This window comes from Capnocytophaga sp. oral taxon 324 str. F0483 (genome assembly GCF_000318315.2).
Classification (GTDB): domain Bacteria; phylum Bacteroidota; class Bacteroidia; order Flavobacteriales; family Flavobacteriaceae; genus Capnocytophaga; species Capnocytophaga ochracea.
The window spans coordinates 34998-54978 of the sequence record NZ_KB291527.1; the positions used below are offsets into that span (position 1 = coordinate 34998).

General features: G+C 34.6%; 21 protein-coding genes. All 21 read left to right on the forward strand.

Features of this window, described 5'->3' with window-relative positions; genetic code table 11:
• Complete coding sequence (locus HMPREF9072_RS07735; protein ID WP_034566292.1) at positions 1-639, forward strand: C40 family peptidase; 639 nt, start codon at positions 1-3, stop codon at positions 637-639.
• Between the two features lie 61 nt (positions 640-700).
• On the forward strand, positions 701-1639 hold the full coding sequence (locus HMPREF9072_RS07740; RefSeq protein ID WP_009411166.1) for a type VI secretion system baseplate subunit TssG: 939 nt from the start codon (positions 701-703) through the stop codon (positions 1637-1639).
• Positions 1636-2604 (forward strand): TssN family type VI secretion system protein, encoded by a 969-nt coding sequence (locus HMPREF9072_RS07745; protein ID WP_009411167.1) that lies wholly within the window; start codon positions 1636-1638, stop codon positions 2602-2604. The genes HMPREF9072_RS07740 and HMPREF9072_RS07745 overlap by 4 nt, the downstream gene beginning before the upstream one ends.
• A gap of 3 nt (positions 2605-2607) precedes the next feature.
• Entirely contained in the window at positions 2608-3759 is a 1152-nt protein-coding gene (locus tag HMPREF9072_RS07750) for a hypothetical protein (RefSeq protein ID WP_009411168.1), read from the forward strand.
• Positions 3760-3789: 30 nt separating this feature from the next.
• Positions 3790-4311: a type VI secretion system TssO gene (gene tssO / locus HMPREF9072_RS07755; RefSeq protein WP_009411169.1), complete on the forward strand. Its 522-nt coding sequence runs from the start codon at positions 3790-3792 to the stop codon at positions 4309-4311.
• Positions 4312-4337: 26 nt separating this feature from the next.
• A complete protein-coding gene (locus HMPREF9072_RS07760) occupies positions 4338-4898 on the forward strand; it encodes a hypothetical protein (RefSeq protein WP_009411170.1) in 561 nt (186 codons plus the stop codon).
• Between the two features lie 13 nt (positions 4899-4911).
• Positions 4912-5610 (forward strand): hypothetical protein, encoded by a 699-nt coding sequence (locus tag HMPREF9072_RS07765; RefSeq protein WP_009411171.1) that lies wholly within the window; start codon positions 4912-4914, stop codon positions 5608-5610.
• Positions 5611-5647: 37 nt separating this feature from the next.
• Positions 5648-6076 (forward strand): GPW/gp25 family protein, encoded by a 429-nt coding sequence (locus HMPREF9072_RS07770; RefSeq protein WP_009411172.1) that lies wholly within the window; start codon positions 5648-5650, stop codon positions 6074-6076.
• A gap of 11 nt (positions 6077-6087) precedes the next feature.
• Positions 6088-7920: a type VI secretion system baseplate subunit TssF gene (locus tag HMPREF9072_RS07775; protein ID WP_009411173.1), complete on the forward strand. Its 1833-nt coding sequence runs from the start codon at positions 6088-6090 to the stop codon at positions 7918-7920.
• Positions 7921-8166: 246 nt separating this feature from the next.
• Entirely contained in the window at positions 8167-8607 is a 441-nt protein-coding gene (locus HMPREF9072_RS07780; protein WP_009411174.1) for a hypothetical protein, read from the forward strand.
• A 32-nt stretch (positions 8608-8639) separates the two neighbouring features.
• On the forward strand, positions 8640-10007 hold the full coding sequence (locus HMPREF9072_RS07785; protein WP_009411175.1) for a DUF5458 family protein: 1368 nt from the start codon (positions 8640-8642) through the stop codon (positions 10005-10007).
• Between the two features lie 131 nt (positions 10008-10138).
• Positions 10139-10525, forward strand: a complete 387-nt coding sequence (tssD, locus tag HMPREF9072_RS07790; RefSeq protein WP_009411176.1) for a type VI secretion system tube protein TssD — start codon at positions 10139-10141, stop codon at positions 10523-10525.
• A gap of 50 nt (positions 10526-10575) precedes the next feature.
• On the forward strand, positions 10576-10962 hold the full coding sequence (tssD, locus tag HMPREF9072_RS07795; RefSeq protein ID WP_009411177.1) for a type VI secretion system tube protein TssD: 387 nt from the start codon (positions 10576-10578) through the stop codon (positions 10960-10962).
• Between the two features lie 88 nt (positions 10963-11050).
• Positions 11051-11446 carry a type VI secretion system tube protein TssD gene (tssD, locus tag HMPREF9072_RS07800; RefSeq protein ID WP_009411178.1) on the forward strand — a complete coding sequence of 132 codons (396 nt, stop codon included), beginning with the start codon at positions 11051-11053 and terminating at the stop codon, positions 11444-11446.
• Positions 11447-11490: 44 nt separating this feature from the next.
• A complete protein-coding gene (locus HMPREF9072_RS07805; RefSeq protein WP_009411179.1) occupies positions 11491-13398 on the forward strand; it encodes a type VI secretion system Vgr family protein in 1908 nt (635 codons plus the stop codon).
• Positions 13399-13400: 2 nt separating this feature from the next.
• Positions 13401-14525: a DUF2931 family protein gene (locus HMPREF9072_RS07810; protein WP_009411180.1), complete on the forward strand. Its 1125-nt coding sequence runs from the start codon at positions 13401-13403 to the stop codon at positions 14523-14525.
• 18 nt (positions 14526-14543) lie between these two features.
• Positions 14544-16556 (forward strand): phospholipase effector Tle1 domain-containing protein, encoded by a 2013-nt coding sequence (locus tag HMPREF9072_RS07815; RefSeq protein ID WP_009411181.1) that lies wholly within the window; start codon positions 14544-14546, stop codon positions 16554-16556.
• A gap of 2 nt (positions 16557-16558) precedes the next feature.
• Positions 16559-17161: a hypothetical protein gene (locus HMPREF9072_RS07820; RefSeq protein ID WP_009411182.1), complete on the forward strand. Its 603-nt coding sequence runs from the start codon at positions 16559-16561 to the stop codon at positions 17159-17161.
• A gap of 137 nt (positions 17162-17298) precedes the next feature.
• Positions 17299-17976, forward strand: a complete 678-nt coding sequence (locus tag HMPREF9072_RS11790) for a hypothetical protein (RefSeq protein WP_009411183.1) — start codon at positions 17299-17301, stop codon at positions 17974-17976.
• Position 17977: 1 nt separating this feature from the next.
• On the forward strand, positions 17978-19531 hold the full coding sequence (locus HMPREF9072_RS07830) for a hypothetical protein (protein WP_009411184.1): 1554 nt from the start codon (positions 17978-17980) through the stop codon (positions 19529-19531).
• Positions 19512-19981, forward strand: a 470-nt coding sequence (locus HMPREF9072_RS07835) for a hypothetical protein (protein WP_009411185.1), incomplete at its 3' end; no start/stop codon positions are given. The genes HMPREF9072_RS07830 and HMPREF9072_RS07835, both read left to right, overlap by 20 nt.

Consider the following 19981-nt stretch of genomic DNA (forward strand, 5'->3'; position numbering starts at 1 on the left):
ATGAAACACTTAAAAATACTTTCAGTTGCATTTAGTACAATTATGCTATTATCCTGCTCAGCAAGCCGTTATCTTGCTGAACTTCCTTATCACTACCCCACTGATGCCTTTTACAAAGCAGTATTAGCTCAAAAGAAGGAGATCAATGAGCAGTATACCTTGGTAGATGATAAGGGAGAAAACCTATCCGATAAGGAATTGGCTTTAAGAGAGAAATACTCTATTATTTTAGCTGTTCCTCCTAAGAAAATCACCAACTATAAGCTCTATGCTTTTATAGATGAGTGGATAGGCACACCCTACAAAGAAAAGACTTTAGAAAAGCAAGAAGGAGCAGATGCTTCTTACTTTATACAAGCCTTGTTCAGTGAAGTGTATGAGACTACTTTTCCTAAAACTCCCGATGGTATTTTTCGCTCTAAGGATTTACAGCTTTTCACAGGACGTACTTACCTGAAAGAAGGCGATATTTTGTTTTTTAGGTATGACAAGTTCAAACCTATTTCCGATGTAGGTTTGTACTTAGGAAATGGCAGAATATTAGCTTGTACCACACAAGGACTAAATATCTATGATTTCAACGATGAGTACTTCCAGAAACGCTACACAAGCGCAGGAAGACTCAAAGAGAAAAAATAAAAACAAAAATTTGCCCTTTCACAATTTATTTGTATATTTGCCACGTTAAAGAACTATTAAAATGGAACGTCTAACAAGAGTCATAAATGAGATAAATCGCCTGCCCTATGATATAAGGGCAGAGGTGTTATTAAATCACTTGTTAGACAAAGGAATTATCTCTGATAACGAGTATATTGTAAAGCATCAGGGGCAGTTTGTGCGTGGTTATCGCACTGATGTGCTAAGTGCAAGACTCACCGATTTTAACTATGACCCTACCCAATTAGTAGAGGTGAGCCTCTCTCGCGATAGTTTGTATGACACGCTCCCTGAAGGGGTTGCCCACCATACCAAGAATGAAACTCAAGGCAAGGGGGTAGAGACAATGCTCAAGGATTACAGAGAAAGGAAACAGGAAGAAAAAGCCGCTCGTACTTTCTTTAGTCCCTTTGAAAATGAAATCTTTAAGTTAGGGGTAGAGATAGAAACCTTTGAACAAAACAATTTTAAGGAACTCAATGCTAATGAGATTTCCTCATTGTTTTATGAGTTATGGGATATATCAAAAAATTTTCCTACTTTCTTAATCTCTAAGTTTATGCGATTATTGCCCTATAGTTATAAAATAGTAGGCAATATCCCTCTTACAGTAGAGATTCTTTCAAAACTTTTAGAGGAAGAAGTACACATCAAAGAAAGAGAGTTTGCTACTTATTCCGATGAGACACAAAGTTTTTGCTTGGGTGAGGATATCTACTTAGGGGTAGATATGATTACAGGTACAGCTTATGAGGATTATACCAAACACCTAACCCTTGAGATAGGCCCTTTAAAGCATTCTGCTTTTACTGATTACATTCTTGGGGGCAATAAAGAAAAATTTGTAACAATGTTCTGTGAGCACTTTTTCCCATTGGAAGTAGAGATACAATTAAGCGTATTGCTCTCAGAAGAAGAAAGCCAATTTGAATTAAAAGAAAACAACGACCCTATTTTAGGTTATAACACTTGGATATGAAAGAGTTAAAGAATTATTTCATCAATTTGTTCGACCCACAACTGTTGATAATACTACTGTTTTTAGTGGCAATGTGTATAGCCATTACTATCATCTTTTCAAAGAAAGTTCCTGAGTTCAAACAGTATAAAACTAATGTTTACATCTATCTATTCTTAACGGTTTTGGTGTATGCAGTCATTGCCTTTTTAGGTTATAGCCGACTCTTTGAAGGGGAAACTTTAAGTGAATTTATCTTCTATCAAATCTGTACCCTAACACTTGGTGTCTTTCACTGTTATTTTTACCGCTTGTTTTTCAATAAATTCAAATTGGAGGACGATGTATTCAAAGAACTTTTCTTTGCTTTGCTCATCGTACTATATGCTTCAGTACCCTTTTTGCTAATTTACACGTTCTTAAACGGAATGTACTATATGCCTCTAATGATGGGTAATTTCATAGTGTTTTTCATTCCTACTTTAGTGAACGCAAGTTTTAATCATTCTTTAAAGATACCTCCTAAAATCTACACTACTTGGCAATTTCCAGAAAACTACAAGGAGTTAGTAGGGGTAAGCGATGAGGAAATGCGCGATTTAGTGGTATTCACGCTAATGATAAAAAAGGAAGAAAACGATAAGGATTACACTTTATATCGTGCCAAAGGCCCTACCCGAATAGATTTCGGTCGGTTGTTCTACAATTTCGTAGAAGATTATAACGAGCGCTTTGCCGATGCTCCTATTGAAATACAAAATCAAGATGGCTTTTATAATTGGGTGTTCTTCAAACAACCTAAATGGTATGAATCCACTAAATATATAGACCCTAAATTCACTCTGTATATGAATGGAATTGAAGAGAATAGCTATATCATTTGTATGCGAACACTTGTTTCCGACACTGCTATGAACAGTAGTGACCAAGAAACAGATTTTGAATACAGCAAAGAAAAAGATAACGAACGTGTAAAAACATATTAAACAATGACAGAAAAACTCACCCACCTCCCAGTGAATTTTATTGATGGAATGAAAATCAATAAAAGGTATTTTATAGATATTCAAAACTTTGTCATCGATTCAGTACGCGATGCTATAGGAGTACATACTTCAATGCTCACTTATGGATTGTTACCTGTTAATGACCCTGTGAGAATGAATCTGTCAGTAGATACCCATAAGAACCTAAGACTCCGTATAGAGGAATGTCACGCTATTACACCTAATGGCTCTCGCATAGATATCAGCTCTAATACGGAACAGAGTACCCTTTCTTTTTCCTATCCCGAAATCATCAAAGAGATAAAAGAAGATGAGGTAGCACTACTAGCTTGTATTTCTGTCAATCCTTTCAAGCGTGTCCCTTGTGGAGACCCCGACCCTGAAGAAAATCCACCTCGTGACCCTTATACCGAGCCTGAATATTACCTCTCTTTAGTAAAGGAAGAGGATCTTAGAAAAGATATGGGCGTAGGAGGACATTATCTTATCGTAGGGAAAATATGGGTAACGGGAGGTAATACCACCCTTGACAGCTCATATATTCCACCTTGTGTATTAGTAGCTTCTCACCAAAAACTACAGCAGTTGTACAATGAAATCGACCGCTTTTATGGTCAGATGGAAATTTATGCTATCCAAATCGCTCAAAAAATACATACAAAAAACCAAACCAATAAATTAGCTACTATTATAGAGCAAATGACCGATAGAATGCTCTATTACTTAGCTACTGGAATCAATCATTTTCGTTGGCTTACACTCTATAGCACTCCTGCCCAAATGTTAGTCTCTGTGGTAGGTTTTGCAAGAGTGCTTAAGAACTTTATCGATGCTCGTTCAGGAGTAGGTAAAGAGGAGCTACTCAATTACTTTGCCGATTGGTGCAATGTAAGTCAAGGAGAGTTTGAAACCGTCTTCTCTGAGGTGATTAACACTGAATACAACCACAACCAAATAGGAGACGCTGTGGTAAAAGTAGAACGTTTTATGAAAACCTTAGAAGATTTATTCGCTATTCTAAACCGCTTAGACTTCATTGGTAAGAAACGTGATGGTAGCATTTTCGTATCTGAAATTACTAATGAAAAAAGCTCTTTACAACCTGAAAGAAGCAAAACCTTCTTAGCTGACTAATAGAATTTAACAACAAAAATATCAACCTATATGGAAGTATTAAATCATAAAGAACGCACAAAAGCATTAGGCTTTTTCGTGTTGTTTTTCGCTCTTGCTGTACTTGTTATAATTTTAGCACTTGTGGTCAATATCTATTTCCCTTTCAAGGAAAATGATTTGCTCAAACAAGAGAATGCTCGTATACAACGGGAAATAAAATTCCAAGACGGCTTTTCTTTTCAGTTAGAAAAAGTAAAGGTAGCTGTAGATTCTATAGGAACACCTCAAGGTGGCTACAAAAACGACTTTTTCAACGAAAAAGTAGCCCTTTCTATCCTTGCCGATATGTACAAGCAAATTCCTAAAGACTCTCTTAGAAATAAAAATATGTACAACAATACTATTTTGGTGTACAAAGAACTTATTGATGCTAAAAAACAAATAAAACAACTTACTATCAATCAAAAGACATTGGATAGCCTTAGTACAATCAATCAAGCTCTAAAAGAGGAGTACGATAAGATGAAAGTAGATTTGGAGGTTTGTAAACAACTATACCAACAGCAATAGAGTAGCTACAAAAAGACGTATTGAATATGCTAAAAAAATATTTACTTTCATTCTTAGGCCTTATGTACTTCTCTTCTATTACTTTTGCTCAGGAGGAACAAAAGCAAGATAGCTTGCAAATCATCTCAAAGAATCCTAAAGAAACCGTTACTATCAATTGTAAAATAGTACAAGGACATAAAAAACTCAAAGGAAGACGGTTTGCAAGTGCTCAACCCTTGTATTTGAGAACCAATAAAGATACGCTCACCTATGGAGTGTTTCAGTTGGGAAAAAGAGGAAAAGATTTGTTCTTATATGTCAAAATATTAGACGAATCAGTTTGCTTGAAAAAAGAAGGAAATTTTGATATGTTTTTTGCTTCAGGAGAGAAGATAACCTTAAAAAATCAATTTCCTATCAACTGTGAAGGGGCTTTTGCTCATAAGTTAAAAGCTAAAGAGATAGATGAGATAATATTTAAAGATTTGACTAAAGTCAGCGTTTACACCTATCACAAAAACTATGAGTTTTTGATAAGTCCTAAACAAAATGACGACATCACGACCTTAATACAATGCCTAAGGAGGTTTAAATCGTCAAACTAAATACAAATACACTATGCCACTACCTGAAGTAAAACTAACATTGCGATACGAAGACCGCTACCTATCAGAGAAATGGAATGATAGAGAAGCCGATAAGGTAGTGGTTCGCACCGATACTCACTTTCAAAAGTACACCATTAGTATTCTTATCTCAGAGGAACAAATAGGGCGTGTCCAGCTAAAAATAGACGATCATTGGGTAGAGTTGCCAACGTATAAACTTACAGTTACAGACAACAAAACCGAAGAGATAAAAACTTTCCAAGTAACTCGCGACTTCCTTACTTTTAAAAATGAAAATACTCAAAAGAGTATTTTTTCATTTTTTGGTATCAAACGTTTCGATAAAACCACTTTCTTGTATGAAAATATAGCCTTTGAACCTGAAAAAGATAGTATAGAAAGTTTTGAACTATCTCGTTATCGCAAATTGTCCAGCGATTCTTTGTCCTATCAGTTTAGAAGTGGGGATAAAAACCTCCTTATCTATGCAGGAGGTTTAGAAAACTTTGTAAAACCTACAGATATAGATAGCTACTTTATCGTTGTAGACAAAAGTGAAGGACAAAGTTTTATTGGGGATATTTCCTATCGAGAAAAAATGCTAAAACTCACCCCAAAAGTAACTTTACAAGTTGTCAAACGTACCAAAACAGCAAAAGAGTTTTCTTTTGATGAGAAAGGAAAAGTTCAAAAACTCATTTATTTGTAGATTAGAAAAGCTATACTGAACACATAATAATTATACTATGAAAGGAATATATTACAAACTCCCTATTGATTTTGCTGGCTTGATGAAAAAACAAGACCTTGCTAAAATAGCTTTAGAAGACTCTATCTCCCAATCTATCTACACCCTAATGACTACTACCTTTGGAGAATGTAAGTTTGATGAAACCTATGGCTGTGAACTGTGGGACTCAGATTTCGACCTTTTAAAAAGTGATAATGAACTAAAAGTATTTGTAGCTCAAAGTCTAAAGAATAGTATTTCACAACACGAAAAACGTATTGCTGTACAAGATATAGAAGTGGTAATTACAGAGCAAGATTTGGGAAGTTTGGGCAGAAAACGAATAAAGAAAAAGGTTTTAGTTTCAGTAAAAGCAGTTATTTTAGAGACAAACCGCCCTTATGTGTATAAAAATTCATTTTTTGTAAGCCCTTTATCCTACTAAATAGTTAAACAATGAAACAGGAACAGATAAAAAACAGAATGCTAAAGAGAGCTTCCAAAATGTGGGGCTATAGCGAATTAGAATCTGAAAACGCTTTTGACCCAGTGTTAGAGCTTATTCTTTCAGCGTGTGCTTCAGAACTTGAAAAATTGCGTTTTGAACAGGAAAATTCTCGCACGAGAATTACCGAACGCATTCTTGAAGTTATTTTTCCTGATGAGGTTACAGGCATCACTCCTTCTCAAACACTTCTACAGCTCACCCCTGTAGAGAACAATATACAAATATCTCGTTACAGCCATTTTAAAGCTGTAAAACGAATCCAAAACTTGTACGACCCTACTCAAGTAAAAACAATAGACATCTTTTTCAGTCCTACCTTAGAGATGAAACTCACAACCGCTAAGGTAAAATATTTAGTGTTTGGTAATAAAATATTGCAACAAGAAAGTTTCTTTTATCAAGAAGAAGTAGACCAATCCGATAGAAACATTCCTTCAGGAGAGTTTTGGGTGGGATTGCACGCCCCTGAGGTAGAAAAATTAGAAGATTTGTGTTTTTATATAGACATAAACAACAAAGAGCAAAAGGAGTTTTTTTATTATTATCTGCAACAAGTAAAAGTGTTCTGTGGAGAAAAAGAATATGAATTGGTAGAAGGGTATAATGTACCAACAAACAATCTTGAATACGAAGATATTATCTCTAAGAACTATACTAACGTAGAGGCTATTTACAATGAGGTAAATCAGTTCTACCAAGGAAATTTCTTTACTTTAAAAGGGAATATATACCCTGAAAGACAAGAAAACGAGAGTACTACTATGCCATTTATAGAGGATTATTTTTCTAATCATCGTATTGCTACTGAAAAGGATATTGTTTGGTTGCGTTTCAAATTCTATGAAGTAATTACCCCAAAAATTTTGGAAAACATACGCATCGCTCTAAACTGTGTCCCTGTGGTGAATATGTACAACACTAAAAAGACCAAACGCATTAAAGGGCAACTAACCATCTATCCCATCATAGGGGATAATACATTCTTAGACATAGACTACATTTCCGATGACGATGGGAAACGATATGACGTAAAAAACTATCAAAAAGACTCTGAAGATAATACTTCTTTTGTTTTAAGACGAGGAGGAGTTGCGCGCTTTGATGAGAGAAGTGCTTTAGACCATTTACAACATACACTAAGACTTATAAGAGATGAAACAGCTTCTTTTTCGGCCATAGGGAATGACTTTTCTATCGACGCAGAACTCAGACAAATAGGTCAGAATTTAGCTTCTATCTATCAGAATATAGGAAATAGAAATCTTTCCTTAAATACTAATCCATTCCTAATCATTTCTTCTATGAATAAAGAATTAGATAAGAGCTTTACCTTTTCCTATTGGCATACAGCAGGAGAAGAAGGAAATGATATAAAAACAGGAGTATCATTGGAATGTGATAAGAGTAATAAAACAGCTATTAGCAGAGCCATTACAGTAAGACCTTCTTTAGGAGGTAGACGCGGACTCACCACAGCTGATAAAATTTTAGAATATCGCAATGCACTACTTTCACGAGGTAGAATTGTCACTATTGCTGACGTAAAAACCTTTGCTAAAAGCCATTTCAAACACACTATCAAAGGATTAGAAGTGCAAAAAGGCACTAAAAAAGATGTCTCTCTCAAAGGAGGTTTTAAAAGAACTATAGATATTTACCTAAGCAAAAACAGAGAAATAGAAGTTAATGCAACAGAATGGGAATACTTAAAAGACAGTTTCTTGATTAAGTTAGAAAAAACCTCCACAAACATCTATCCTTATAGGATTTTTGAGAAGTAATGTAACAAAACAGTGTAGAACTACACATTTTTTCACACAAATATACGAAAGAAGCATCTAAATAAGGTGCTTTTTTTCTTTTCTTTCCTAAAAAGGAATTATTCCTATTCACTTGTTCTACAAGTTTTTAAAATGCACTCCAAAAATATTTTGGAAAATATTTGAATAAAAATTTGTTTTGTATTTCAATTTTAACTACATTTGTCGCGTAATTAAGTTTTATAACAATAAAAAAAACAATATCCAATGCTAACAAATAAAGGGATCGGAGGCAATGAAGTGCCTATAGATGCAAGTGAGGCTATTTTGGAAATAGCTCCTAATCGCACATTGATAGCTCAAAAGCTAAGTGCAGAAAATCCTGTAAAACCTGAATTAGTAGAAGGACTCAATACTATAGATAAGGTATTTGAGCACTTCAAACCTACTATGAAGGTGGATTTTGAAGATAGTGAAGGAGCTACCAAAGTAGAAGAATTGAGCTTTAAGAATTTGGGAGATTTTGGCACCAAAGGAATTACAGCACAAAGCGCTTTCCTCACAGGGTTGGCTACAGAAAAAGACCAATATCAGAAGATTATCAAACAGCTAAAGACAAACAAGCTCCTCAAAGCAGCTCTGGAAGATCCTGAAGCTAAAAAGGCTTTACAAGATACTTTAGAAGCTCTTATAGCTGAGTTGAGTTAATTTTCCAAATTTACAATCAAATATTTGAAACTATGTCAAATAAAGTAGAAACAACAAATATAGCATCACAAGCACAAGAATCTGTTAAAAAATCTCCTATCTCATTAGAGAAGTCATTAGATAAATTAGTACGCTATGGAGGTTTTGATTTATTAGAAGCTTCCATAGAGAATGTGCAGAATGTAAATCCTGAGAGAAACGCCCGTAGAAAGATATTTCTCACCGAAAGTAGCAAACAAAAAGAAAGAGATACGCTAAAGAAGACCTTAGAGCTTTGGGCAAGTGTATTAAAACAAAGTGATTCTTTGGTTGAAATGGTTACTCATTGTGAAGACCAACAAAAATCAGCAGAAGAATTACTTTCTAAAAACCTATACAATGCCGTAGAGGCCACTCGCGAGTTAGAAACAAATTACCGAACTATAGCTTTGTTCTACAAGAACACTGAGGAAGACAAAATCAAAAATGTTACTGTGATGAATGCTTCCTTAGAGCAGCTCAAAGACCTCGACAATACGCGTTTTATCGATACCATACACGCTGAACTTTCTGATAACTATGACCGATTAGACCTTAGAAATAACTACGGATTGTTAGTAATACCAGGTTACTTAGGCTCTAATATGGTAGTTGAGAAATGGGCAAAAATCGCTCACGAAAACAAAGTAATGCTTGTTACTGACTTTGAGCATTTAGACGAACCTGACGATGTAATGGAAATGTTCGACGAAGCTCAACTTACAGGTGGGGACGTTTATCGCGCCAATGTGCTAATGACCTGCAACTGGTTGGTAGGTAGAGGACGCTTCAATGAAATAGGCGAAACAACCGATTTGTTTGTACCTCCTTCAGCAGCTTTAGCTGGTAAAATCTATAGAACACTGATGTCTCAAGTGACTGCAGGAAAGAAATTTGGGGGTATTAACGAAGTAGAAGGAGTTCGTTTTGACCTAAAGAAAAGCGAAATAGCCAACTTAGAAAGTTTAGGACTTATTCCTATGGTCAATGAATACGGAAAAGTAATGGCTTTCTCAGGCAAAACATTGTTCAATGGAGATAACTTAGGACTACAAACGTATTCTGTAGTACGTGTGTTCGACTATGTAACCAAAGTGCTAATGGACTTTCTTAACCGTAGGGCTTTTGAGAACTTTACAGCCACTACTCGTAAGGACATTATGAACCAGATCGTCCAATTCTTGGATAGCATCACTGGTCCTAAAAATCTTATTGAGAATTTCGAGATAAGACGATTTGAACAAGACCCCAAACAAAAAGACAGAATCTATTTAGACATTCATATGAAACCTTATTTCCCTGCTAAAAACTTCCTTATCAAAATGGATGGACACAAGGGAACTGACGCTAATGAATGGGATACCGAATATGAACAAAAGTAAAGTACCTCTTATGAAAAATTGCTAACCTTGAAAAAAAACAATAAGGTTAAAGATTTAACATAAGGCATTGGAGACATTTTATATATTTCCATAATTGGTATTATTAATTATTTAAATTAAATTATAAAATTATGTCGTTTAAGTGCAAACTTAATGTTGCGGGAAAAGAACGCAACATCGTTTCCGTTGACTACGGAATGTTACAGGAAACAGACGTCACAGGTAGACCTTCTTCGGTTACCAGAGGTGGCAAAATTACTATCACTGTGGAAAGCACAGGTGATACCGACCTTTTTGAGTGGATGACCAACTCCTTCGAACGCAAGGATGGAAGCATCATCTTCCTCAAAAGAGACAGTGAGGCTACTTTAAAAGAGCTTAAATTTAAAGAAGCTTACATTGTAAAGTACAAAGAAGATTTCGATGCAGCAGGTGATAATCCGCTGACAGAAACCTTTACACTCTCTGCCAAAGAGATAGAAATGGGTACAGCCAAACATACCAATGAATGGGTGTAATCTTCTTTTGATTTTTTAATGTAATTATTAATTTCTTAAATTTTAAGCGTATGTCTTTCAAAGCAAAACTAAAAGTAGCTGGCAAAGAATATAATGTTCTTAGCGTAAGTTATGCATTGTTCCAAGAAACAGATGCAACAGGTCGTCCTTCTACCGTTACACGCGGTGGAAAAATTGATGTAGTAGTGGAAAGCACAGGAGAAGCTGACTTCTTCGAGTGGATGACCAATTCTTTTGAACGTAAAGATGGTAGTATCACATTCTTAAAACGAGATAGTGAAGCTACCCTAAAAGAATTGAAATTCACTGAGGCTTACCTTGTAAAACATCGAGAGCATTTTGATGCCTCAGGAGAAAAACCCCTAACAGAATCCTTTACTATTTCTGCGAGAAAATTAGAAATGGGTACAGGTGCCTACGAAAATGAGTGGGTGTAAAACTTATGGAAATTGGGTAGCACTTTCGGGTGCTGCCCAATTTTTGTTAAAACTAAAACTAAGTATAATCCATAAAAATTAAAAAAATATGTCTTTCAAAGTTAAATTAGAATTAGACGGAAAAACCTACAATGTACTGGCTTGTAGTTATGAACTTACTCAAAATAGAGATAAAACAGGCCTGCCCAAAGGAATGCCTACGGGGGGCGAAATACATCTTCGCTTAGAAAGTACAGGAGAACCTGATTTTTTTAAGTGGATGAAAGATAACAACGAAACAAAAGATGGTAAGATTATTTACTATCGTCGTGATGCTATGAGTAAGTTAAAAGAATTGGTATTCAAAAAAGCATTTTGTGTGAATTTTAAAGAAGATTTTAATGCTGATAGTGCCGACCCTTTACAGATAGAGTTGATTATATCAGCTCAACAACTCATTACAAGTGGAATTACCTTTGAAAAACAATGGAAAATGACCCTATAGATGAAATCACTTATAATACTATAAACACTTAAAAAAAGAATCTTATGAGTATAAATGATGATCAATTTTTCACCGGCTATCGCACCAATCACCCCGATGATATAGCCCACTTTGCCTCAGTGAGAAGTTTCCAAGACTTTTTGGTGGACAAAACCAACCCCGTAGTGATGGTTACCCTTACTATTGACGGTAGAGGGTTCTTAGATAATGCTACTTTTGAAACATTCCTCACCCAACGTACTAATGCCCACGATGAGTTTACCATTGTGGTAAACGACACAGCTATCGACGACTTCAAAGGGCAGGTGATGAAAAACTCCCAAAACCTCTTAGGACAAAATATCGCCATTAACTTTCACCAGTTCGGGAGCGTCATTTATACTTTTAAAGGAATTATTGCCAATATCTGCAACAAGAAAAACGAAGGTGGAGGCTATGGTACTTTGCACATCTCAGGTTATGCCCCAAGCATAGTGTTAGACGGAGGCAAAACCTGCCAGTCGTATGAGAACAAAACCCTCCCTGAAATCATCGCTGAAGCAACCCAAGAATACCCCCAAGAATCACAAATTCACATAGAAGGGCTTATCAACAACGAAGAAAAAATCCCTTATACCGTACAATACAACGAATCTGATTATCAGTTTATCCAACGCCTCGCCAAACGCTATGGTGAGTTCTTCTATTACAACGGCACACAGTTTATTTTTGGCAGTCGGGCACAGAAAACAGTAACCCTCTACGAAGGAGGCGACCTCTCAGAAGTAGAATTTGAACTGCTACTCAAACCACAAAAGTTTAACTACCTTTCTTACAACTCACAAATGACCCGAACAGAGCTCAAAGGTAGCGACCAAACAGAACCACAGTACAAAGAAAATCCCTTTCAGTTTACCGCTATCAAAGCCTCAGAAAAAGTATTTGCCAAAACCACTGAGCAGACCTACGGAGCTCTGCCCGATGAGTTCAGAGGCGATTACCTAAAAGAAGCCGTACAAAGGGAAAAAGAAAAACGTGAACAACTGATGCAAGTGCGAGGCAAGAGTCGCAACCCACACGTATGTATTGGAGGCTTTGTCAAACTAAAGGACATCAACGACCTACCGATGGAAACTTATCGTGTGATAGAAGTAAAACACTATCAGGGCGAAGGCGACTATTACAACGAATTTGTAGCCATTCCCGATGTATTTGTAGCCTATTATTACGACGAACAAGCCCTCCCCAAAGCCGAACAACAACCTGCAAGAGTGATAGACAACAACGACCCTCAAGGTTGGGGGCGAGTGCGCGTACAATTTATATGGCAAGAGAAATACCAAACCAAAACCCCTTGGATACGTGTGGTACAACCTCACGCAGGAGGAGGTAAAGGTTTTTACTTTATCCCTGAAATAGGCGAAGAGGTATGGGTAGATTTTGAAGACCAAAATGCTGAACGTCCGTTTGTAGTAGGAAGTAACTACAATGGTAAGGAATTTAGCAAATACCATACAGCAGGCAATGACAAGAAAGTGATACATACTCGTTCAGGAACTAAGATTATTCTTAATGATGCCGAAGGTAGCGTGTTTATAGAAGACCCCAGTGGTAATACCTACCTTATGGATGGACAAGGAAATATTAATGTAAATGCTCCTAAGAATATTAGTTTCTCAGCAGGAGAAAATATAAATATCAAAGCAGGAACTAATTGTATTATGGAAGTAGGAAATGATATGTTCACTACAGTACAAAATAATAATAGTATAGAAATAGCTAACAATCATAGTTTTAGATCTAAAGACTACAAACAAACAGTACAAGGAGCTAAAACAGTAGATATTGAGGGTAATTTGGTAGAAAACACAGCAGATACTACCCATACAGCAAAAAAAGGAAATATCACTATACAAAGTGCGGGGGTTTCTAAGGTGTTAGGTAAGATTGATGCTATGGTAAATAAAGGATAACTATGAAAAAAACATTATTATTTTTATTTTTAACCCTGCAGCTCGCCAGCTGCCAAAACCATAACAACAATAATAAGAATATGAATGAACCACAATACGATTGGGGCGTAGCGGTGAATACCCCCATAGGTTACCCTATACGCTTTTATGCCGCTATGGTAGGTGGAAGACCCATTACAGGAGAATTATACACTGAAAAAAAAGAACCCGATTGGGGTAATGCCTTGGGCTATGAAAGCCATTCAATGGACGAGCTACCTAAAAGTGTGGATATGGTATGGCTATCCTATAAAGAAGATTGCTTTTATAGGCTCAAAACAACTATTGATTACAAAAAGCTAGAAAAACTCTTTAGAGAAGGCTATAAAGAAAGATTTCCTAATGGAGAAGTAGATCATTCTACTTATGATACGGTAGTGGTAGGCATAGCTCCTGGGGGCGTAGTAGTGCTATGGGCAGGAGATGGCTATAAAAAAATTACTGAAATAGGAAGATACCAAGCTGAAAGAATAGAATTAAAAGAGCCTCCTGGGTTAGACAGCCACGAAAGACTTATATTTAGCAAAGAGGATAGAGAAGAAGTTTTAAATAGTGACTTAACAATTCCTAAAGCGGTACGTGAAGCTAATAAAAACAAACCCATCCCCTTTGGTTTATGGGATAGTTTTAGAGACCATCAGTACCAATGGTTCCCTGTCTATGAAATTCCCGACGGAAAAATAGGCGATGTTAGGGTAAGATATTGGAATGGAGAAGCAGGCACTACCTTGTATACTGACTTTTCCTCCTATATGGGCAAAGAAGATTTTTTCTATTTAGAAGAACCTACCCAAAAACGTCCCTTGTTTAAAGAATTAGTAATTTGGTATAAAGCAGAAAACGGAGAAAAATATTTGGCTGAAGTAAGTTTTGATTGGGAAGCAGTAGTAGCAGCTTATCAAAAAGTATTTGGAAAAGAAGCTGATAAAGTAACGGCTCACTTAGATATTCGCGTAAATCGCAACAATACCTACCTCACCTTTCAATTGATAGGTGATAATGGCAAACAAACTTTTTTAGAACCTAAAACATTAGAAATTTCAAAATTTACAGAGGAAGATATTATTCCTCCTACCCCTTTTGAATAATAAAAACTTGACTAAACTATGGCACAAACATTTGTATACAACTCAGGGACTCCTAAAGAAACCAACTCTGGAACAATTCATTTAGAGTTTGGATTATTTTTTGATGGCACTCTCAATAATAAAGATAATACTGATTTGCGCCTAAAAATGCTTAATCGAGAAGATCTCAAAATTCTTCCTTCTGATAATGTTAATACAGTGACGCAAAAAGAAGAGTTAATAAGAAAAAGAAGAGAACGTTTTGAAAATGATGAACTTACAAATGCTGACAAATGGCATTTAGGATTGGATTTTAAAGATATTAAGACATTAGAACAAACACTTGAAAAAGAAAAGCAAGCTGGTTCAGAAGTCCCTGAAATATTAAAAGAAATCGTCGGTTATTACAATGCCGATGAAAGATCGTGGCTTGATAAACAAGGAGTTGATAACAGTCTGATGAACGATTATACCAATGTAGCCCGTATGTGGAAATGTTGTGATAAAGATTATCGCATCTATATAGAAGGCATTGGTACACTTGATAAACAAAAAGATATAAGTGCAGGCTTCCAATTTGGTTCAGGTGATACAGGTATTAGAGGGAAAGTACGTAGAGGTTGTGAAGAATTAGCAAAGAAAATTAAGCTTTATCTACCAGTAAAAATTAATGGTATTATTAAAGTTACCTTAGATGTGTTTGGTTTTAGCCGTGGGGCTGCAGCAGCACGTAATTTTCTCTACGAAGTAAATGTTTCTAATAAGAGAGAAGAAGATACTAAATTAGATAAAAGATTTGAAAGAACAGGGAAAAGACCATATGATGAGAGGAGTGAAAACTATTATAATGAGTATGCTTATTTTTATTATGATAAGGATAAGGTAAGAGTAAATATAGATTTCTTTGATGAAGGTAAATGGCCTAAATATGGTTACTTAGGATATTACCTATTAAAAGAAAAGGTACCTCCTGAAGTATTAGATAGAATAAGGTTAGAAATAAGATTTGTAGGGATTTATGACACTGTTTCTTCCTATGAAGAGTTTGGAAATATAAGTGGGCTTGACTTACTTGAAAAAGGGATACAGCATAGTAAAAAAAGTTTTTTTGAAGACGATGTAGAACAATTGCAACTGAACAATATAGGAGCTTTTGAGAAAGCAGTTCATTTTACAGCAATGGATGAACATCGCGAAAACTTTGCTTTAACTCATTTCTCAAAAGAAATGCTTATTAAGCCCAATTGTATAGAAAAGGTTTTTCCTGGAGTGCATTGTGATATCGGAGGAGCTTATGAAACAGGTATTGAGTATGTTGATGAAATAGAAATAGACTATGATATTACTAATATTATTAATCATATGTACTTAGACCTATTCCAACAATATCTTATTTTAGAACACTGGTATAGGGAAGAGCAATTGGATCAAAGTTTTGACAAGATGTATTATAAACTTTCAGGTACACGCTTTTTACGAAAAGAATATAGTTATATTCCTCTACATTTTATGGAAGAGTTTTTTAATGATATTTTAGGAAATAGCTACGCAAATGTAATTAGTAAAAATGTTGTTACCGATTATCCTATTTCAGACCCTCAAGACAAAATACTCATAAAAGCTAAAGAACGTTTGAGAAAATATGTCTTTAGAGATAAGAGTAAAGAGGAAAAGGATATAGAAGAGGAAAAAGAGTGGAGATTTATTTCAGACCGTGAAATTGAAAATAAATATAACCAAATAAGGGATGAGGTTCTTATGGAAAGAACGCAACGTGCTTTAAAAGAAATGTCTAAAAAAGAAAAAAAGGGAGGAAAACAACAAATGGAAGAAAGATTAGTTGTAAGAGATAGATTTGACAAAAATATATACTTCCCCCCAGAAAAACAAACAAGAGAAAGAGAAATAAATGCAGAAATTTATAGTAGAAATTCGGTATTTGAAGAACAAAAAATTTTAAGAATACTGCGTAATAAGTATCTCCATTGGTCAGCTAATAGAGATTGGTTTGGTATGCAACCAGCTCCTGGTAGAAAGCGCAAAGAATATTAGAGATGCAAAATGAAAAATATCTTATAGAAAGTATTGTAACTAAATACTATAACACACCTTATGCTCAAGAGGATACTTATGAACGTCTTATAGAGGTTTGGTATTTAGGTAAAAAAGCAGATTTAGCTTATTACCAAGTAATGACTGTAAAGTATCTATTTCCTGATGAAAAAAATATGCTAAATACTTTATTGCGAAAGATAGCCTCTACTTTTAATTATTTAGAAATAGGTGTCAATGAAGAAAATAGAATAGCTAAAGTATTCAATCTTTCTGCTATTAAATTGAAATGGGAAAAGATACAACTATCTATCACTACCATTCATAAAGGCTATGAAATAGAGAATTATTGTATCTCTATTACCAATCTATTAGAAGATGAACAAAGTCTTATTGCTTTCCTCAACCAAAAGAATGTGTTAGGATTACTTTTTAATGGACACCCAAAAGAGGAAGACAAAGTAATTCGCAAAGGTGAAGACCTTTTTGAATATAGAAACGGTATTCTTATAGAATTCATCATTAATGAAACAAACAACAACACAAATTTAAAATACTCATTGTTATGGCTTGGTTCTTTTGAAATAAACGACAAAAATACATAGAAAACTTAGAGAAGAGTAATAAAAAGCGTCAAGAAAAGGAGCGTGAGGAGGCTGAAATCATTACCATTGGCAAGACAACTCCAGAAAGACAACAAGAACGAGCTTCTCAAGTTGTCGTTGCACGCAACCAAAAAAGAATGGAAGCTATTGAGAAAGAGCAAGAAAAGGAAGATAAAGCTCAAGAAGACCAACTTTTTATTATTGATGGAGCTAAGGTGAAATTTGGATCTCATATAGGAACTTTTAAAGTTCTAAATGATACACCTACCATACAAGGTAAAACAGTAGGTACTGAAATAGAAAAAAGTCCTGCAAACTTTACATTTATGGATGGTTTTCAACTATTGTCTCTAACGCAATGGCAAGATATTGGAACAGCCAAATATCAAGATAACTTGGCACTTATTAAAAAATCTACTATTATGGGTACAGGGAAAATGCCTCCTACCAATGCTCCTACTGAAAGTGGTAAAATAGAGTTTATAGACTCAGGACAAATAAATGTTCCTACAGATATAGATACAACGGGAATGCCTTTACCTTTATATATTTCAAAGCCTCGAATTATAGAGGTTTATTACACAGACCTCGAAGGCAATCGCATTGAAGGAGGAAGGATAGGACAAGAAGTCTATTTAGTAGTAGAAGGTAATAAAATTGAAGGAGAAACCAGTGATTTGTATTTAGAAGACCCTGATGTAGATTTTGAATATCAAGGTGAATACTTAGTAAACGACATTCTCAAAAATTACACTTTTAAAAATAATAATGAACATATAAAACTAAAAGTGATAGCACCTAAAAACAATAACTAATATGGCAACCATTTGTATAAAATTACATAAAACTGGACAAATAGCAAAAGCTCATTTTCAAGTTAAAGACAGTCCTAATTTCACAGTCTTTACAGAACCTTTCCTTAATGATCCTGAAGATATTAGCTATAATTTAGACCGCTATATTAAAGAAGATACTCAAGCGGGTAGTATTACTAAATGCACTAAGGGGAGAGAACTTTACGACCAATATTACCTAAAAAACAGAATAAGAATAGGCTCTGAAGATTATATTCCTTCTTATCTTCGTATGTTTGAAAAACATAAGGAAAAGACAGGAAGAGAGGTGTTATTGTCTCTTAAAATAACTTATAACGATAGGGATAAATTAATAAAAGACAAAATAACCTTGGACTATGATGCCTCTCTGTTTGAAATAGGATTTACCGATGATGGAACAACTATAAATACTAAAGAATTTGTTTTTGAAAAGAAGTATTTTAATGAAGATTTCTATACTATTCCCGTAGAGAACAAAAATGGCGAAAATTATTTTGATGTATTCGCACCAACTAGCAATAATCCTACGGATAAAGAACCTTTTATGATACACAAATTGCTTATCAGATGTAAAAAAGGGTTTTCAGATGAGCAAAAAGTAACTTTTTTAAATAAGAAAGGACAAAAAGTAGGGCTTTTAATCATAAAGCCTACTACCGAAGTTTATCATTCTAAAAGGAAATTTAGGTTTATAAAAGTTTTTCGCAAATCGCACAAAGCATATGATTTTAGAAAGATTAATAGAGATATTTTAAAACAAAATGTAAGAGATGAAAAGTATAAATCTATAGACTTTGAGTTGCTTACTAAGACTCCTAATGACTTTGATGAGAATATAAAGTTATTTTATAAGTATCTTTGCAATAATTATTATAGCAGGCTAAGGGTTGTTTATCCTCCAGAAATAGAGATTGAAGAGATGGAAATTGAGGATATCTCATTTGCAGATGAAAATTTTTACAAACAGATACGACACCTGTATATAGATAAAAAACAGTTAAAAGAAGAAGAGTATAAAAATCTTGTTTTAGTATTTTTAAGTCCGTTAGAATATAGTAATTACGGAGCTGCTATATCCTATGATAATGTATATATGTTCTCTATGATTGTATATATTCTTTCATCGGAATCTGTATTGCACGAGACCGCTCACAAAATGGGATTACCTCATATCTTTGAAGATAAATATATAGATGAATCTATTGGGAGGACTATAAAAAGTATAAAAACCTCTAAGGAAAACTGTGAAGAATGGATTTCTAAGTACCAAAAAATGAAAGGTAATACAATTACTTTTGGAACAGAAATCATTACTAAGGCTGAACTTGAAAAAAGGATAAAAGCTGAGCAAAAAAATATCCCCATAAAAGAGCAGATGTTAGAGTTCTTGCAAAAAATGAAACGTTATCACCAGATTTATTTTGCAAAAGAGATTTCAAATAACATAATGGACTATGCAAGTCAGCATTTTGGATTCTTTGAGTTTCAGTTTGAAATTATTAAAAAGTTAAACGATGAATACCACCATATTTAAAATAGTTTTTATTTCTGTATTATGTACCCTTGTTTCTTGTGGGATAAAAACACAAACGAGAGAGAGTTCTGATATAAAAGAATTTCTTAGGGATTTGCAATATGCTATAATGCATAAAAAAACAGGAATTTATGATTATCCTAATATTAAATGTAAATATTCAGTAGTAAAAGGAAATCTTAACGGAGAACTTTTATTTAGTTATGATGTAACGAAAAATAATGAAGGCTACTACTATAAAGAGAAAGATACATTTTTTTACGCTAATTTTGAGAAAAATACTCCCAGAGGATATTTGGTAAATGAAAGGTTTGGAGCTTATCATTACTATCACTCTTTATGTTTAATATTAAATATTATAGTGCGAATAGATGGAGAACGCGTAGAATTAGATAAAATTTTAAGTGGTAGAGGGATGTTAAACGCTAATGGAAAAAAAGAAGATTTTTG

Excerpts from the sequence above, each read along its gene's own strand:
- HMPREF9072_RS07735 (WP_034566292.1), top strand. The coding sequence starts at position 1 with ATGAAACACTTAAAAATACTTTCAGTTGCATTTAGTACAATTATGCTA.
- HMPREF9072_RS07740 (WP_009411166.1), top strand. The coding sequence starts at position 701 with ATGGAACGTCTAACAAGAGTCATAAATGAGATAAATCGCCTGCCCTAT.
- HMPREF9072_RS07745 (WP_009411167.1), top strand. The coding sequence starts at position 1,636 with ATGAAAGAGTTAAAGAATTATTTCATCAATTTGTTCGACCCACAACTG.
- HMPREF9072_RS07750 (WP_009411168.1), top strand. The coding sequence starts at position 2,608 with ATGACAGAAAAACTCACCCACCTCCCAGTGAATTTTATTGATGGAATG.
- tssO (WP_009411169.1), top strand. The coding sequence starts at position 3,790 with ATGGAAGTATTAAATCATAAAGAACGCACAAAAGCATTAGGCTTTTTC.
- HMPREF9072_RS07760 (WP_009411170.1), top strand. The coding sequence starts at position 4,338 with ATGCTAAAAAAATATTTACTTTCATTCTTAGGCCTTATGTACTTCTCT.
- HMPREF9072_RS07765 (WP_009411171.1), top strand. The coding sequence starts at position 4,912 with ATGCCACTACCTGAAGTAAAACTAACATTGCGATACGAAGACCGCTAC.
- HMPREF9072_RS07770 (WP_009411172.1), top strand. The coding sequence starts at position 5,648 with ATGAAAGGAATATATTACAAACTCCCTATTGATTTTGCTGGCTTGATG.
- HMPREF9072_RS07775 (WP_009411173.1), top strand. The coding sequence starts at position 6,088 with ATGAAACAGGAACAGATAAAAAACAGAATGCTAAAGAGAGCTTCCAAA.
- HMPREF9072_RS07780 (WP_009411174.1), top strand. The coding sequence starts at position 8,167 with ATGCTAACAAATAAAGGGATCGGAGGCAATGAAGTGCCTATAGATGCA.
- HMPREF9072_RS07785 (WP_009411175.1), top strand. The coding sequence starts at position 8,640 with ATGTCAAATAAAGTAGAAACAACAAATATAGCATCACAAGCACAAGAA.
- tssD (WP_009411176.1), top strand. The coding sequence starts at position 10,139 with ATGTCGTTTAAGTGCAAACTTAATGTTGCGGGAAAAGAACGCAACATC.
- tssD (WP_009411177.1), top strand. The coding sequence starts at position 10,576 with ATGTCTTTCAAAGCAAAACTAAAAGTAGCTGGCAAAGAATATAATGTT.
- tssD (WP_009411178.1), top strand. The coding sequence starts at position 11,051 with ATGTCTTTCAAAGTTAAATTAGAATTAGACGGAAAAACCTACAATGTA.
- HMPREF9072_RS07805 (WP_009411179.1), top strand. The coding sequence starts at position 11,491 with ATGAGTATAAATGATGATCAATTTTTCACCGGCTATCGCACCAATCAC.
- HMPREF9072_RS07810 (WP_009411180.1), top strand. The coding sequence starts at position 13,401 with ATGAAAAAAACATTATTATTTTTATTTTTAACCCTGCAGCTCGCCAGC.
- HMPREF9072_RS07815 (WP_009411181.1), top strand. The coding sequence starts at position 14,544 with ATGGCACAAACATTTGTATACAACTCAGGGACTCCTAAAGAAACCAAC.
- HMPREF9072_RS07820 (WP_009411182.1), top strand. The coding sequence starts at position 16,559 with ATGCAAAATGAAAAATATCTTATAGAAAGTATTGTAACTAAATACTAT.
- HMPREF9072_RS11790 (WP_009411183.1), top strand. The coding sequence starts at position 17,299 with ATGGAAGCTATTGAGAAAGAGCAAGAAAAGGAAGATAAAGCTCAAGAA.
- HMPREF9072_RS07830 (WP_009411184.1), top strand. The coding sequence starts at position 17,978 with ATGGCAACCATTTGTATAAAATTACATAAAACTGGACAAATAGCAAAA.